Origin of the sequence: Nitrospira moscoviensis (genome assembly GCF_001273775.1) — a bacterium.
In the GTDB taxonomy this organism is placed as follows: Bacteria; Nitrospirota; Nitrospiria; order Nitrospirales; family Nitrospiraceae; genus Nitrospira_D; species Nitrospira_D moscoviensis.
In genome coordinates, this window is record NZ_CP011801.1 from 442,726 (window position 1) to 457,014 (window position 14,289).

Sequence of the window (14,289 nt, forward strand, 5' to 3'; positions counted from 1 at the left end):
GCCTGTGATCTCACCCGCCCAACCCTAGCGCGCCGAGACGCGCTTCTCCCAGGCTGCGTTCTCGGCTCGCCACAATCCTCAACGTACCCCACGGAGAACGAGCTGTCTTGGCAGCTCGGGGCGGGTGGGTGATAACTGGTACGCCTCCGGTTTTCATTCGCCTGCGGCCTTGTGATCGGGACATTTTGAGCAGCCGAAAAAGCAGTGCCGACCTACTTCTTTCTGAACAGAAACGCGCCGTACAGACCGGCGATGGCCAAGGTCACCAGCTCGATGGTGAGGAGCATGCGGCTGACGATGGCATCGGGGGTGGGCGGGGAGAGGATGAAGTGCATGCCGAGGAATTCCGGCGGCTGATCCGGCGGGGTCTCCCAAGGCGGAAACAGGACGGCCAGGATCAACACGGCCACCATGCCGTACAGCACGTTGAGGTTGAGTTGCTCCGGCGCGGAGCCGGATTTTGATGCAGACCGTTCCTCAGCCGCCGGCCGATCCCCAAGCCGCTGCCCGCAGTACGTGCAAAAGCGATTGATCTCCGGCAACGACCGCCGGCAAGAGGGGCAGGTTTGCATGAGCCAGAGCCAAGTATGAACAACGGCCCTGCGCAATGCAATGTAAGCCCGTGCGGAAGATGCGTTCGACTATCTAAAAATGGTAGCTCAAGCCAAATACAACCAAGTGCATATCATAGTTGGTGGAATAGGCGGGCTGAGTATCGCTCTCTTTGAAAGCAAATTTAACTCGATTGTACTTCCATTCTGCGAAGACGCTCATGTGTCTGGTGACGAAATAATCCAGACCTGCTTTGGCGTTGAGACCCAGCCGGGTAGACGATTGGGACCCTTCAAAGCCCTGCGTTGTTTGGCTTATGCGCCCGAAGAACACACCGGGACCCACGCCTACGTAGGGCTGCAATCGAGTCTTGTGATATCGAAACATGAAATTGACGGGTGCCCACGTAATCACTCGAAAGTGGTCGCCTGAAAGAGTATCGGTTGCGGTGCCGCTTCCAGGAACAGAAATACCTTTAAAAGTCGTACCGGGCTGGATGGTTATGGACACTTGCTGTTGCTTGATATGAGGGGTCGTATGAAATACTTCCGTTTCAAGCCCGAACCAACGTGCCCGCGGGAAGTAATAGCCCGCTTTTATGCCGAGGACAAGCGAGGAGCTCAACTCTCTGTCCGAGATGGTTCCCGCCGGTGAGAAGTCTGTAAACTCGCCGCTTGTTAAGCCCTTGCCTACTGACGGCATTGTCGCTCAGACTTGTCCACTTATGTAGGCTTCCGGATACGCTTTCGAGACTTGCAGCGTGGCGGAAATTAAAACCGTGACGGCCGCGATGGTGATGCAACGCCCGACTGCCTTCATCCGATTCATAGCAATTCCTCGGTGTTAGGCCCGTTCATGACTGTCCCATGCTAAGTCCGCCGCTGCTGCTGCAGAAGGGATTTCGCATTTTCTTCGTGGAGGGAGAGCAAGCGATATGCCATTGTCGCGACGGTCTGAGTAATTTCCCGTTCTCCTCGTTTGACAAAATCCCAAGCCTCGTTCCACTTCGTTGACAGCCTGTTAATGGGGTTCCTATAATCCGCGCCGCTCGCGAAAGCGTGAAACGTGAAGCCTCGTGGGTCAAAGTGAAGACATGGTGATGCGATCAGTTCGGCACATCAGTGTGATCGGCGCCGGCGCGTGGGGCACGGCGTTGGCGAAGCATCTCGCTGAAAAGGGCTTGCACGTTCGGCTGTGGGCGTATGAGCAGGAAGTGGTCAACGCGATCAACGCGACGCATGAAAACGCCCTCTATCTGCCCGGCGCGAAGCTCCCGCGCACAGTGATCGCCACCGGCTCGATCGCCGATGCGCTCGAAGGGTGCGAGGGTATCCTGTTCGTCGTGCCCTCTCATGTGACGAGGGCGGTGTTGAAAGCGCTCGCCCCATGCTTGTCGAATATCGTGCCGCTGATCAGCGCCACGAAAGGCATCGAAGAAGACACGTCCAAGCTGATGACGCAGATCATGGAAGAGGTGCTGCCGGCCGAGATGGCGCCGTACATCATGGCCCTGTCCGGTCCGAGCTTCGCCACCGAGCTCAGCGAAGGCAAGCCCACCGCCGTGTGCCTGGCCGGCCGCGACAGCGAGACCGTGCAACGGTTTCAACAGGCCTTCATGACCTCCACGCTGCGCGTGTATGCGGATACGGATCTGCTCGGCGTGCAGTTGGGCGGCGCGCTAAAAAACGTGATGGCCTTGGCGGCCGGCGTGGTGGACGGTCTGGGTCTCGGCCTCAACGCCCGCGCGGCGCTCATCACGCGCGGCCTGGCGGAAATCATCCGCTTGGGCGTGGCGATGGGGGCGGACCCCCGGACGTTTTACGGCCTCTCCGGCGTCGGCGATCTGGTGCTGACCTGCACCGGCGCGCTGAGCCGCAACCACATGGTCGGCGTGCGGTTGGGCCAAGGCGAGAAGTTGGAGACGATCTTGAGCGGCATGCAGGCGGTCGCCGAAGGGGTGCGGACCGCGCACGCGGCGCTGGGATTGGCGCGTCGCCATGGCGTCGAGATGCCGATCACGCAGGAGATCAACGCGGTGCTGTTCGACGGCAAATCCTGCCGCAAGGCGGTCAGCGACTTGATGGAGCGGGGAGCCAAACCGGAGAAGGGCGGCCTATGAATCCCGAAGAACTCGAACGGCTGCTGCGGCGCGTCCACCAAGGGCGCGTCACCGTGGACCAGGCGCTGCAACGGCTCCGCTCGCTGCCCTTCGAAGACCTGGGCTTTGCCTCGCTCGACCACCACCGCTCCTTGCGGCAAGGGTTCCCCGAAGTGGTGCTCTGCGAGGGGAAAACGCAGGCGCAGATTGTCTCCATCGTGCGGGCGCTGCTCAAGCGGCGCGGGCCGCTGCTCGCCACGAGGGCGGAACCGGCCGTCGCGCGGGCGATCCGCCGGCTCGATCGGCGCGCGCGGTACCATGAAGACGCCAAAGTGGTGGTGGTCCACGATCCGAAGCGCGTCCGCCGAGGACACGTCTTGATCGTGACGGCGGGCACGGCGGACGTCTCGGTGGCGGAAGAAGCGCGGGTGACCGCGGAGGTGATGGGCAGCCACGTCGAGACATTGTATGACGTGGGCGTCGCCGGGTTACATCGGCTGCTCGGACGCAAAGACCGGCTCTTTACCGCCCGGGTGATCGTCGTCGCGGCCGGTATGGACGGCGTGCTGCCGAGCGTAGTCGGGGGGCTGGTGGATTGTCCCGTGATCGCGGTGCCGACGAGCCGTGGCTACGGGGCGAGCTTCGGCGGTTTGGCGGCGCTGCTCACGATGTTGAATTCCTGCGCCGCCGGCGTGGGTGTCATGAACATCGACAACGGCTTCGGCGCCGCCTGCCTGGCGCACCGGATCAACATACTGGGGCAGCGGGGTAAGGGATAGCGGGATAGCCGAAAGTACGTTTAGCGCGGTTGTCCCGCTACCCCATTATCCCTTCATTTCACGTCCACCGTGCCCCGTTTCGGCCAGGCGACCATCATGGTGCGCGGACCTTTCTCCGTCTCCGCCAGCAGTTTGACTCGGACTTCATAGGAATAGGTGCCGGGGCCGGCTTGCTGTTTGCGGTGATCCTGCCCGTCCCAGGACAGCCGGAGAGACAGGGTGGGATTGCCGGCAGCGACCGCCGTCCGCGCCGGAAGTTCCACCGGCTGGCGGTGGGAAAGAAAGCGAAGCGAGGTCTTCGACGGGGAGCTGATCAAGGAGGACACCTCCAGAATCGTCGCGCCGTTCAATTCTTTCGGCAGTTGGACGGTCACGGCGAATTCAAGCGGGCCGTTGCTTGGCTGGTACGGCAGCGGTCTGATGTTCAGCTCGAGGACCTTGAGCTCCGGTTCGGGCCGCGGCGCGCGGGACGGCTTCGCTTTCGCCAGTCCGTCATCGGTGAGCAGCGCGGTCAAGGGAAGAGCGAGCACCAGGCCGAGGAGCCAATTTCGCATCACGCCGATCCTCCGTTCGCCCTGAGCCCGTCGAAGGGAGCCTGCCTGCCCTGAGCCGGCCGAAGAGTCGAAGGGCGCTTGTTTGTCCGTCTTGCTTGAGAGCTCAGCACGAACGGGGTGTTCACGGGCATGCAGGGGATAACACAGCCCCCGAAGGCTGTCAATGCGCCGCCGCGGATGATTGCCGTTGACGGAGGCCTTGGGTAAGATGAGCGGCCATTTATCCGGCATCCAATGAGGAGCGCGTGGGGCGGCATCTCCATTTTGATTGTTTCTCGGGTGTGAGCGGCGACATGGTGCTCGGCGCGCTGATCGATGCCGGGTTGCCGTGGGCGGCCCTGGTCACCGGACTCAACGGCCTGAAGCTCAAGGGCTATCGCCTGCGGAAGCGCAAGGTGCCGCGCGCCGCGCTGCACGCCACCAAAGTGGAGGTGATCATCGAGCGAGGATTTGAACGGCCGTTGACGCTCGCTCGGATCCGGAAAATCCTCGCCGCCAGCTCGTTGTCCGACCCGGTGAAGCAGCAGAGCCGCGCCGTCTTCGAGCGGCTGGCCGAAGCCGAGGGGCTGGCCCATCATATGGCGGCCGCCGATGTTCATTTTCATGAAGTGGGGGTGATGGATTCGTTCATCGATGTGGTGGGCGGCGTCCTGGGTTGCCATCTCTTGAATGTCACCCGTATCACGGCGTCGGCGATCAATGTGGGCTCCGGCACGATTCAGACCTCGCACGGGTTGTTGCCGGTTCCCGGGCCGGCGGTGGCGGCGCTGGCGAAGGGCGTTCCCATCTACTCCGACGGCCCACGGTGCGAGCTGGCCACGCCGACCGGCGTCGCGCTGCTGCGGACTCTCGCGTCCGAATTCGGCCCGCTTTCTCTGATGGCAGCTGCGAGCATTGGCTACGGGGCGGGCGACCACGATCCCGCAGGCTGGCCGAACGTGCTGCGGGTGTTTGTCTCGGCCGAGCGGCCCCAAGCCGGCCGGCCGACCGATCGGGTGATGCAGATCGAAACGAATCTCGACGATCTCAATCCGCAGGCCTATGAGCATCTCATGGACCGGCTGTTTGCCGTCGGTGCGTTGGATGTCGCGTTGATCCCGGTCATCATGAAACGCAGCCGGCCGGGCATCATCCTCAGTTGTCTCGCCCCCCGTGACCAGACGGATGCCGCGCTGGAAGTGGTGTTCCAGGAAACGACGGCGCTGGGCGTGCGGGTTCAAGAAGTCGCCCGGCACATTCTTCCGCGCCGGTTCGTCACGGTCTCCGTACACGGCCGAGCCGTGCGCATGAAGATCGCCGAGATGGGCGCCGGGTGGGAAAAAGCCGCGCCCGAGTATCTCGACTGCAAACAAGTCGCGAACGAAACCGGCCGCCCGCTGAAGCAGGTGATGGAAGAAGCGGCGCTCGCGTACCGGGAAAGTAAAAAGGCAAAAGCAGGAAGTAAAAAGTAAGGACGATGATCTCCACTTTTGTCTTTTGCCCGTTTACTGTTGCATTGAGAGCAGGGTCATGACCCTGCTCTTGTACGCGCTTCTGTTCGTCGTCTCCATCGTCGTCACGTTGGGCGGCTGCGCGCTGTTTACCAATGCCATCGAATGGCTCGGCAAACGCCTGGGCATTTCCGAAGGCGCGGTCGGCAGCATCTTCGCCGCGATCGGCACGACGCTGCCGGAAACCTCCATCCCGATCATCGCGATCTTTTTCGGGACCAGCCGGCAAGAGGCCGAGGTGGGGCTCGGCGCGATTCTGGGCGCCCCGTTCATGCTCAGCACGCTGGTGTTGCCCATTCTGGCGCTCCTGTTGGTGCTCTACGCGCGGGCGGGAAAGCGCACCGCGCGGTTTCATTTGAATTACCGCGAAGTCCAAACGGATCTCGGCTTTTTCTTAATCGGCTACAGCGTGGCGCTGGGGGCGGTCTTCGTCCCGTCCCGGCTGGCGCATATCGTCGCGGCCGTCGGATTGATCGCGATGTATGGCTACTACATGCGGCTTAAGTTCGGGGCATCCGAGGAAGACGACGGAGAGGGGAGCGAACTGGAGCCGTTGCTGTTCGCGAAACGAGCGGCGAAGCCGGCGTACCCTCTCATCGCCGTGCAGGCAGTGGCGGGTTTGGCCGGTCTGATCGCCGGCGCGCATCTGTTTGTGACGGCGGCCGAAACCATGTCGGCGGCCCTGGCTATTTCACCGCTCATCCTGGCGCTGTTGATCGCGCCGCTGGCGACCGAATTGCCGGAGATGTCCAACAGCTTTCTCTGGCTCTACCGGAAAAAAGACCGCCTCGCCGTCGGCAACGTCACCGGCGCGATGGTCTTCCAAGGAACCTTTCCTGTGTCCGTCGGGTTGCTGGGCACCGAGTGGGCCCTGGCGCCGTCCGCGCTGGCGACGATCCTTCTCGCGATGGCGGCTTCGGTGTTCGCGCTCCTGCAAATCACGGTCGGCGGGCAGTGGCGGCCCTGGTTGCTGAGCGCCGGGGCCGTGCTTTATATAGGATATGCGTTGTATCTGTATGGATGGTGAGCGATTGAGAGGGTTTGTCTGGTTTATTTGGTTTGTTTGGTTCATTTGGTCGGAAGACTAAAACAATGAAGTTACAACCAAACAAACCAAACAAACCAAATAAACAAGAGAAACCGCTTCTCGGCATCACCATGGGCGATCCGGCCGGCATCGGCCCGGAAGTCATCACCAAGGCGATGGCGAGTCGTACATTGCGGACCATCTGTCGTCCGTTGGTGATTGGATCAATGCCCGTCCTGGAACGGACGATCAAGTCGCTGAAGCTCACGCTCAAGGCGGTTCCCGTCAAGGACCATGAAGCGATGCCGCTGAGCCAGGGCACGGTGGCGGTGCTCGATCCATTGGAAGCCCCGCTCGGCCGATTTTCGCCCGGTGTCGCGGCGGCCGAAACCGGCGCCGCTTCCGTCAGCTTTATCAAGAAGGCCGTCACGCTGGCGCAACTCGGCTGCATCGACGGCATCGTCACCGCGCCCATCAATAAGGAAGCGATCAATCTGGCCGGCTGCCATTATCCCGGCCACACTGAGCTGCTCGCCGATCTCACGCAGGCCAAGGAATCGGGCATGATGATCGTGGGCGGGCCGCTCCGCATCATGTTCGTGACGACGCACGTGGCGATCAAGGATTTGCCGGGACTGCTCACACAGGACAAGATCGAGAAGGGGATCAGACTCGCCCAACTGGCGCTGACTCAACTCTATGGCATCCGCAAACCGAAAATCGGCGTGGCGGCTCTGAACCCTCACGCGGGCGAGCACGGTCTCTTCGGGGACGAAGAGGCGCGGGTGATTCTTCCGGCTGCCCGCGCCGCGCAGGCTCAGGGCATCCTCGCGAGCGATCCCCTGCCGGCCGATACGCTGTTCGGCAAGGCGGCGAAGGGCCAGTATGACGGCGTCGTCGCCATGTACCACGACCAAGGATTGATTCCATTGAAGCTCGTCGCCTTCGGCACCTGCGTGAACCTCACGGTCGGCCTGCCGATCATCCGCACGTCGGTCGATCACGGCACCGCGTTCGACATCGTCGGTAAAGGCATCGCCGATCCGGGCAGTCTGCTGGAAGCGGTCAAGTTGGCGGCGAAAATTGCGAACGGGCGGAAGTCAGCCCGTTCGTCCTGAGCCCCTCGATTATGTTACAGGATCCATCTAAAGGCCTGGCCGTCGTTCAGCAACAGCTGAAAGAGCTCGATGCGCTCGCCAAACAGACGCTCCAGGATTTGAACACCGTCGCGGGCACCGAGCGGGTGGCGAAGTGGAAGGCGCGCACCGTCGCGCTCATCACCGAAGCGATCGGGCAGATTGAAGGCAACAGATTCGCCGCCGTTCACCCGGGGCCGTCCTTCACCAACGATATGGTCGAAGAATTTACCGACTTGATCGAGTGCTATCGCGCCCCTCTCGCCGCGCTCGCCAAGCAGTTGGCCCAAGCGCCGCGTCCGTCCTCCGGGACATAGCCTGTGAGCCGGCCTGACTCTCCTCCCGCGATCAAACGCCTCGGCCAAAACTTCCTCATCGATCCCAACATCGTCCGCAAGATCGTCGCGCTGGCGGAGGTCCGGCCGACCGACAGCGTGCTCGAAATCGGTCCAGGCCGCGGCATTCTCACAGAAGCACTCGCCCAAGCGGCCGGTCGTGTGACGGCCGTTGAGATCGATCCCCGGCTCCATGCCCATCTCACCGAACGCCAAGCCGATTTTCCCAACGTGACGCTGGTCCTCGCCGATGCACTGGCCTATCCGCTGGAACAGCTTCCAGTCGGCACGATCGTCGTCGCCAACCTGCCCTATTATATTTCCACGCCGTTGTTGTTCCGCTTGCTGGAGCACCGAGATCGGTTTCCCCGCATGGTTCTCATGCTGCAGGACGAAGTAGCCGACCGTCTTGTGGCCAAACCGGGCCACTCGGATTACGGCGTCCTCTCCGTGATGGCGCAGTATGCCGCCGATATGAGGAAGGCCTTCAAAGTCTCGGCGCAATGTTTCAGACCAAGACCGGAAGTCGGCTCGGCGGTAGTCTTGCTGCGAACCAGACCGCACAGGGGACTCAGCGCAGCCGAAGAGCCACAGTTCGCCGCGCTGGTCAAAGCCGCCTTCGCCCATCGACGAAAGACCTTGGCCAACTCCTTGAGAGACGAAGGCTACGATCCGCAGCCCGTGATGGAGGCGATCGAAGCGGCCGGCCTCTCACCTGCTGTGCGGGCGGAAGTCCTCTCCGTGCAGCAATTCGTGGAATTGAGCCGCCGTATACCCGCCTGATGCGGCCCGCGACGAACCATTGTTTCTTTGACGAACGTCGATCAGGCGGGTACCCTGTCGGAATAAGTCTTCCTTACGGTCGCCGCTCTAGCCATGCGTCAGGCTCATGGATTTTTCCTCGCGTGAGGTCTGGGTCAAATCGATCGTCGTGCTCCGCACTGCGCTGCTCCTTCTTAGCCTCTGCCTTAGCCTCTGCGAGCAAACGGTCCTTGCTGAGATGTGGGTGTGCTCGCGACCGGGAGAGCCGGATCTCTACATCGACCATCCTGGACCCGGATGTTCGCCGTTGGGAGAGGCCAAGACCTATTCGTCGCTGCACGTTACGCCGGCACCGGCCGCTCCACCGCCGCCCGTAGAATCTCCGACGACTTCTCCGAGCACACCTCACACCGGGGTCATGCGGGATCGGAAGCCTGTGGCCGCGTTCTCGGAGGTCTCCCTGGCCTTTCCCATCGTCGCTGTGAGCCGGCCCATCCAAGGGTCGATCACCGGCTCATGGCTTGGCTTAATGGTGCGGCTGACCGTCGGGTATCTCGCCGGCGGCAATGGGCCGCAGATCTTAACCGATGGGAATCTCAGACCTGCCTCCATGGCGTCACTCATGACCGCCATCGTGGCCGCCGCCGGAGCCGTGGGATACGATCCCAGGTTTCTCAAAGTCCGTCTGTTGGTTCCGACCGGCGTGGACGGGCCTAGCGCGGGTGGGATGTATGCGGTCGCGCTTGCAGCGGCCCTGCTCGGCGACCAGATTCGTCCGGAGGTTTGTATGTCGGGCGCGATCGAGCCCACGCTGGAGATCAAGCCGGTCGGTCGATTGATTGACAAAATGAACGCCTGCCAGCAGCTCAAGAAGACGGTCATGCTCGTGCCGGACGGATTGGACAACAGTCACTTGAGTTTCAAGGGAGCGGAGCGGGCGATTCATGTCGTTGAAGTGCACACGCTGGCGGATGCGTACGCCGCGGCAACCGGTCAGGTGCTGCGAGAGGTTCGGCTTTAATCAATAGAGGAGGTTGGCGATGAAGAGTCATGTGGGACTACCGCTGTCTGTCCGTCGCATCAGGCTCATGGGTTGGCTGGGACCGGCCGGTTTTGCCGTGAGCCTGCTTGCCGGTCTCTCTTGGGCCGGCGAGCCTGTGAAAATCGGCTCGCTGTTGGCCGATCCGAGGGGCTACAACATGAAATTGGTCAACGTCGAGGGGGTGGTGACGGCGTCTCAGATGAATCATTTCATCGGCAGCGTGTCGAAGTTGGAAAAGTGTGTGCAGCGGTTTCTGGTGAAAGACGATACGGGAACGATCGATGCCGTCTATACGACGCTCTGCCAAAAGGAAACGCCTATCGTCGAACACGGCGATCGCGTGACGATCGAAGCGCACTTTTCCGGGGTGCTGGAGGTCCGCACGCTGACGAAGAATTGACGATTACGAACCGCCGGACCAAAGGCGTTGGAAGAGCGTCGAACATCGATGCGGCGGATTGCGATCGGTCCCGCAAGAAGAGCGTCCTGTCGTTTGAAATGACCTGCCCCCTGTGCTAGCATCCGCGCCTATGGGTGTCTCCACCTCGGCAAAGCGGGGCGAAGCCCGCCGCGCCCCTTCCCCCCCGTCTCATCTTCAACGCGAAGTTATCGGCGTGGTGCTCATCGCGCTGAGCCTGCTTACGCTCTTGAGCCTGCTCTCGTTCGTCCCCGGTGAGGCCCAGACCGTGGCGGCCGGCGCCCCGTCCGTCCATCCTCCGCGCAATCTCATCGGCTCGTTCGGCGCGGTGTTGGCCGGAGGGTTCTTCTATATGATCGGGGGGGCGGCATACTTGTTTCCTTTCCTGTTGGGCCGGCTGGGGCTCCGGTGCTTCTCACACACTCCGGTCAGCATCAGACTGAGGACTGCCGGCAGCTCACTGGCCGCCGTGCTGTTTTTGAGCGCCTTCCTCCATCTGGAAGCGACCGCCGTCCCGACGCTGACCAGCGGCATGGTGTCGCGCGGCATGGCGGGCGGTGTCACGGGGCAGTTGGTCGGCGACGGCCTGCGCGCCGTCTTTGCCAGCACCGGCGCGCACATCGTGATCATGGCCGGCTTCCTCGTGTCGCTCCTGCTCACGACGCCGCTTTCGCTCACGGAAGTCATCGGCCGTCTCCCCTCGCGGTGGGCCGCGTTTCGCGAACGGGTCGCCGCGCTGCTTCCGGAACGCTCTGCCGCCGGGCCTTCACCGGAATCGAGCAACCGGCGCAAGGCGAAGAGCCCCAAGCCGAGCCGTGCGGCGGTGGCGGAAGAAGCGCCGGCCGACATGCCGCCGCCTCCGGCCGTGGTGCCCGAGGCGCCTATCATCCAGCCTCCGCTCGTCTTGGCGCCGCTCCCGGCGCCCATGGGACTCGAGCCTGAGGAAGTCAGCGAACGCCCGGTGGTGGCCGCGCAGGCCGATTCCAACGAATACCGCCTGCCCGATCCGGAATTGTTGCTGAGCGATCCGTCCGGTCCGGTGACGCGCATGTCCGATGACGAGTTGAAGGCGCAATCCGAAATTTTGTCCCGCGCGCTGGGCAGTTTCGGGATCGAAGGCAAGGTGACGGAAGTGCGGCCGGGTCCGGTCGTCACGATGTATGAATTCGAACCGGCCCCTGGCACGAAGGTCGCGCGCATCGTCAACTTGGCGGACGATCTGGCTCTGGCTCTCAAGGCGACCAGTCTGCGCATCGTCGCGCCGCTGCCGGGAAAATCGGTGGTCGGCATCGAGGTGCCGAACGGCGCCCGCGAAACCGTGTCGATGAAAGAAGTGGTGACGAGCGAGGCCTTTACCCGCGCGCGCTCGAAGCTCACGCTTGCGCTCGGCAAAGACATCTTCGGGGCGCCCGTGACCGCGGACTTGGCGAAAATGCCGCATCTGCTGGTCGCCGGCGCGACCGGAGCCGGCAAGAGCGTGGGACTCAACACGATGCTGCTGAGCATTCTGTTCTCCGCAAAACCGAGCGAGGTCAAGCTGCTGCTGATCGATCCCAAGATGCTGGAGTTCCAGTCCTACGACGGGATCCCGCATCTCTTGCGGCCGGTGATCACGGACGCCAAGTCGGCGGCCAAAGGCCTGGGATGGGTGGTGGCCGAAATGGAGCGGCGGTACAAATTGCTCGCCGAAGCGGGCGTGCGCAACATCGACGCCTACAATCGCAAAGTCGCCGGCCTGCACGAAGCCTTTGCCGAGACGCCGCCGGTCGAACAGGCCGAGTTGCCCATGCAGTTCCTGTCGGAAGACGAGCGACTGTCCGCCGGCGAAACGACGGTCGCCGAAGGCGAGCCCGGCTGCATGCAACCCAAACCCACGCCGCCGGAGCCGCTGCCCTACATCGTCGTGATGATCGACGAATTGGCCGACCTCATGATGGTGGCGCCGAAGGACGTGGAGGACAAGATCGCCCGTCTCGCACAGATGGCCCGGGCCTCCGGCATTCATCTCGTCCTGGCCACCCAACGTCCGTCCGTGGACGTGCTGACCGGCCTCATCAAAGCCAATTTTCCCGCGCGCATCGCGTTTCAAGTCTCCTCGAAAACGGATTCACGCACGATCCTGGACGCCAACGGGGCGGAAGCGTTGCTCGGCCGCGGCGACATGCTCTATCTCGCCTCCGGCACCGGCCGCCTGGTGCGCCTGCACGGCTCCTTCGTTTCGGACGACGATGTACGCGCCGTCGTGGACTTCGTGAAGAAGCAGGCGATGCCGGTCTATAATCAGGAGCTGCAGTCGCTCAAACAGGAGGAGGCGGCGGAGGAAGAGGCCAAGGACGAGGTCTATGAACAGGCCAAGGAATTGGTGCTCTCCACCGGGCAAGCCTCGGCCTCGCTGATCCAGCGCCGCCTGCGCGTCGGCTATCCGCGCGCCGCTCGCATGATCGAACAGATGGAGGCCGAAGGGATCGTCGGGGCGGCGGGCCGCGACGGGCGCCGCGAAGTGCTCGGCCGCCGGGGTCCCGTGGGAGCGGCGGAAGCGTGACGCGGCTGGCCGCGGGATATGGGCTCTGTCTGCTGCTGGCCGTGCCCCTGTGGGCGGCCGAGCCGTCCTTCGACGACAGGGCGCAGCAGGACGTGCACGCGGTGGTGAAGCAGATCCAGGCCCGCTATGAGAAGACGAAGGATCTCCAAGCGGACTTCACGCAAAAGACCAGAATCGAAGGCTTCGAGCGGCCGGTGACCTCGTCGGGCAAGGTCTATATCAAAAAACCGGGACGGCTGCGCTGGGACTATCTGGATCCGGCCAACGAAGAGATTTACGTCAACCACGACGATGTGAAGGTCTACGTGCCGGAGCACAAGCAGGTGCTGGTGGGCAAGCTCACGCAGATGGCGGCGTCCAAGGCGCCGTTGGAATTGCTGCAAGGGGCGGCGAAGCTGGAAGAGTCGTTCGAAGTCGAGCCGACTCCGGGAAAAGAGCGGGGGGTGGGCGGCATTCGGAGGATCACCCTCATCCCCAAAGCCAAGGAGCAGGAGTCGACGCGGAGCCTGCAACGCATCGTGGTCGAAGTGTTTCCGAAGACCTATTTCATCCGTACGGTCACGTTGCACGAGATCAACGGCAATGTGGCGACGTTTGAATTCTCCGATTTGAAGCCCAATGTCGGATTGGGCAACGAGTTGTTCGATTTCAAAGCGCCGCCGGATGTCGAAATCGTGAAGGCGCCGGTGCTGAGCGGGTCGTAAAGGCGAGTCAGTGGTTATCAGTCAACAGTCATGAGTAGGAGAAGAGGCCGGTCTTTTCAATGACCATTGACTGAACGTGGAGGTTGCTCGTGGTGTCCAACATGGCCATGGGAATAACCGAGGCGGTGGATCGGGCGGTGGCCGCGTTGGACGTCGACCGACTCCATCGCGAATACTGGGAGCAGAACGAGTTCCTGGTCATCAGGCAGTTCCTGCCCCGCGCCTTCGTCGAAGAGGTCTTGGTGCCGCAGGCGCAGGGCGTCAAGACGGAGCTGAATCGGAATTACATCCCGGGGCATAAGAAAGGCGGCAGCGTCAGTTATTACACCGTGCGACGGAGGGCGCCGCTGTTTCTGGATCTCTACCGGTCGGATTCGTTCAGGGCTTTTTTGGACCGCCTGGTCGATGCGAAGCTCCTGCTCTGTCCCGAGAACGATCCCCATTCCTGCGCGCTGTATTACTATACGGAGCCGGGAGATCACATCGGCTTCCACTACGACACGTCCTATTACAAAGGGGCGCGCTACACGATCCTCATGGGGCTGGTCGATCGCTCGACGCAGTGCAAGCTCGTCTGCGAATTGTTCAAGGATCATCCCACCAAGGCGCCGCAGCGCCTGGAACTCATCACGGAACCGGGCGACATGGTCATTTTCAACGGCGACAAGCTGTGGCACGCCGTGACGCCGCTGGGAGAAGGCGAGGAGCGGATCGCGCTGACGATGGAATATGTGACGAATCCGGAGATGGGCGCGTTCAAGCGGCTGTATTCAAACCTGAAAGACTCGTTCGCCTATTTCGGTCTCAAGACCGTGTTCAAGCAGGCGCTCGCCAAGAAATCATCCTGACG

The 14,289-nt window shown here is 62.3% G+C and carries 15 protein-coding genes; 12 read left to right on the top strand and 3 right to left on the bottom strand.

All coding sequences use genetic code 11. The features are described from left to right. Nucleotides 1–212: 212 nt before the first annotated feature. Both NITMOv2_RS02180 and NITMOv2_RS02185 read right to left on the bottom strand, forming a co-directional pair. On the bottom strand, nucleotides 213–572 hold the full coding sequence (locus tag NITMOv2_RS02180; protein ID WP_053378332.1) for a zinc ribbon domain-containing protein: 360 nt from the start codon (nucleotides 570–572) through the stop codon (nucleotides 213–215). A 73-nt stretch (nucleotides 573–645) separates the two neighbouring features. Then, entirely contained in the window at nucleotides 646–1,254 is a 609-nt protein-coding gene (locus NITMOv2_RS02185) for an outer membrane protein (RefSeq protein ID WP_053378333.1), read from the bottom strand. Nucleotides 1,255–1,645: 391 nt separating this feature from the next. Here NITMOv2_RS02185 and NITMOv2_RS02190 point away from each other — a divergent pair, with 391 nt between their 5' ends. Both NITMOv2_RS02190 and larB read left to right on the top strand, forming a co-directional pair. Next, nucleotides 1,646–2,671, top strand: a complete 1,026-nt coding sequence (locus tag NITMOv2_RS02190; RefSeq protein ID WP_083447685.1) for an NAD(P)H-dependent glycerol-3-phosphate dehydrogenase — start codon at nucleotides 1,646–1,648, stop codon at nucleotides 2,669–2,671. Then, complete coding sequence (larB, locus tag NITMOv2_RS02195; RefSeq protein ID WP_053378334.1) at nucleotides 2,668–3,429, top strand: nickel pincer cofactor biosynthesis protein LarB; 762 nt, start codon at nucleotides 2,668–2,670, stop codon at nucleotides 3,427–3,429. Before NITMOv2_RS02190 ends, larB begins: the two co-directional genes overlap by 4 nt. Nucleotides 3,430–3,482: 53 nt before the next feature. On the opposite strand, the gene NITMOv2_RS02200 is transcribed toward larB, so the two are convergent. Continuing rightward, entirely contained in the window at nucleotides 3,483–3,983 is a 501-nt protein-coding gene (locus tag NITMOv2_RS02200; protein ID WP_145976140.1) for a hypothetical protein, read from the bottom strand. A gap of 245 nt (nucleotides 3,984–4,228) precedes the next feature. On the opposite strand from NITMOv2_RS02200, the gene larC reads away from it, so the two are divergent. The 10 genes from larC to NITMOv2_RS02250 all read left to right on the top strand — a co-directional run bounded on the left by larC (nucleotide 4,229) and on the right by NITMOv2_RS02250 (nucleotide 14,287). Then, a complete protein-coding gene (larC, locus tag NITMOv2_RS02205; RefSeq protein ID WP_053378336.1) occupies nucleotides 4,229–5,434 on the top strand; it encodes a nickel pincer cofactor biosynthesis protein LarC in 1,206 nt (401 codons plus the stop codon). Nucleotides 5,435–5,492: 58 nt separating this feature from the next. Continuing rightward, nucleotides 5,493–6,500 carry a sodium:calcium antiporter gene (locus NITMOv2_RS02210; protein WP_053378337.1) on the top strand — a complete coding sequence of 336 codons (1,008 nt, stop codon included), beginning with the start codon at nucleotides 5,493–5,495 and terminating at the stop codon, nucleotides 6,498–6,500. A 65-nt stretch (nucleotides 6,501–6,565) separates the two neighbouring features. After that, the gene (pdxA, locus tag NITMOv2_RS02215; protein WP_083447686.1) at nucleotides 6,566–7,618 is read left to right on the top strand and encodes a 4-hydroxythreonine-4-phosphate dehydrogenase PdxA; all 1,053 of its coding nucleotides are present in this window, start codon (nucleotides 6,566–6,568) and stop codon (nucleotides 7,616–7,618) included. An 11-nt stretch (nucleotides 7,619–7,629) separates the two neighbouring features. Beyond that, on the top strand, nucleotides 7,630–7,953 hold the full coding sequence (locus NITMOv2_RS02220) for a hypothetical protein (RefSeq protein ID WP_053378339.1): 324 nt from the start codon (nucleotides 7,630–7,632) through the stop codon (nucleotides 7,951–7,953). A gap of 3 nt (nucleotides 7,954–7,956) precedes the next feature. Next, nucleotides 7,957–8,754 carry a 16S rRNA (adenine(1518)-N(6)/adenine(1519)-N(6))-dimethyltransferase RsmA gene (gene rsmA / locus NITMOv2_RS02225; protein WP_053378340.1) on the top strand — a complete coding sequence of 266 codons (798 nt, stop codon included), beginning with the start codon at nucleotides 7,957–7,959 and terminating at the stop codon, nucleotides 8,752–8,754. 415 nt (nucleotides 8,755–9,169) lie between these two features. After that, nucleotides 9,170–9,754, top strand: a complete 585-nt coding sequence (locus NITMOv2_RS02230; protein WP_187299341.1) for a S16 family serine protease — start codon at nucleotides 9,170–9,172, stop codon at nucleotides 9,752–9,754. Between the two features lie 19 nt (nucleotides 9,755–9,773). Further along, nucleotides 9,774–10,175 (top strand): hypothetical protein, encoded by a 402-nt coding sequence (locus tag NITMOv2_RS02235; protein ID WP_053378342.1) that lies wholly within the window; start codon nucleotides 9,774–9,776, stop codon nucleotides 10,173–10,175. A 130-nt stretch (nucleotides 10,176–10,305) separates the two neighbouring features. Further along, nucleotides 10,306–12,735 (top strand): DNA translocase FtsK, encoded by a 2,430-nt coding sequence (locus NITMOv2_RS02240; protein WP_053378343.1) that lies wholly within the window; start codon nucleotides 10,306–10,308, stop codon nucleotides 12,733–12,735. Further along, on the top strand, nucleotides 12,732–13,439 hold the full coding sequence (gene lolA / locus NITMOv2_RS02245; RefSeq protein ID WP_053378344.1) for an outer membrane lipoprotein periplasmic chaperone LolA: 708 nt from the start codon (nucleotides 12,732–12,734) through the stop codon (nucleotides 13,437–13,439). Before NITMOv2_RS02240 ends, lolA begins: the two co-directional genes overlap by 4 nt. 101 nt (nucleotides 13,440–13,540) lie before the next feature. Next, nucleotides 13,541–14,287 (top strand): 2OG-Fe(II) oxygenase family protein, encoded by a 747-nt coding sequence (locus NITMOv2_RS02250; RefSeq protein ID WP_053381958.1) that lies wholly within the window; start codon nucleotides 13,541–13,543, stop codon nucleotides 14,285–14,287. The last annotated feature ends 2 nt before the right edge of the window (nucleotides 14,288–14,289 follow it).

Bases quoted from the DNA above. Each gene is read 5' to 3' on its own strand.
- NITMOv2_RS02200 (WP_145976140.1), bottom strand. From the start codon at position 3,983: ATGCGAAATTGGCTCCTCGGCCTGGTGCTCGCTCTTCCCTTGACCGCG.
- NITMOv2_RS02220 (WP_053378339.1), top strand. From the start codon at position 7,630: ATGTTACAGGATCCATCTAAAGGCCTGGCCGTCGTTCAGCAACAGCTG.
- NITMOv2_RS02185 (WP_053378333.1), bottom strand. From the start codon at position 1,254: ATGCCGTCAGTAGGCAAGGGCTTAACAAGCGGCGAGTTTACAGACTTC.
- NITMOv2_RS02180 (WP_053378332.1), bottom strand. From the start codon at position 572: ATGCAAACCTGCCCCTCTTGCCGGCGGTCGTTGCCGGAGATCAATCGC.
- NITMOv2_RS02210 (WP_053378337.1), top strand. From the start codon at position 5,493: ATGACCCTGCTCTTGTACGCGCTTCTGTTCGTCGTCTCCATCGTCGTC.
- larB (WP_053378334.1), top strand. From the start codon at position 2,668: ATGAATCCCGAAGAACTCGAACGGCTGCTGCGGCGCGTCCACCAAGGG.
- NITMOv2_RS02190 (WP_083447685.1), top strand. From the start codon at position 1,646: ATGGTGATGCGATCAGTTCGGCACATCAGTGTGATCGGCGCCGGCGCG.
- NITMOv2_RS02240 (WP_053378343.1), top strand. From the start codon at position 10,306: ATGGGTGTCTCCACCTCGGCAAAGCGGGGCGAAGCCCGCCGCGCCCCT.
- NITMOv2_RS02250 (WP_053381958.1), top strand. From the start codon at position 13,541: ATGGCCATGGGAATAACCGAGGCGGTGGATCGGGCGGTGGCCGCGTTG.
- pdxA (WP_083447686.1), top strand. From the start codon at position 6,566: ATGAAGTTACAACCAAACAAACCAAACAAACCAAATAAACAAGAGAAA.
- NITMOv2_RS02235 (WP_053378342.1), top strand. From the start codon at position 9,774: ATGAAGAGTCATGTGGGACTACCGCTGTCTGTCCGTCGCATCAGGCTC.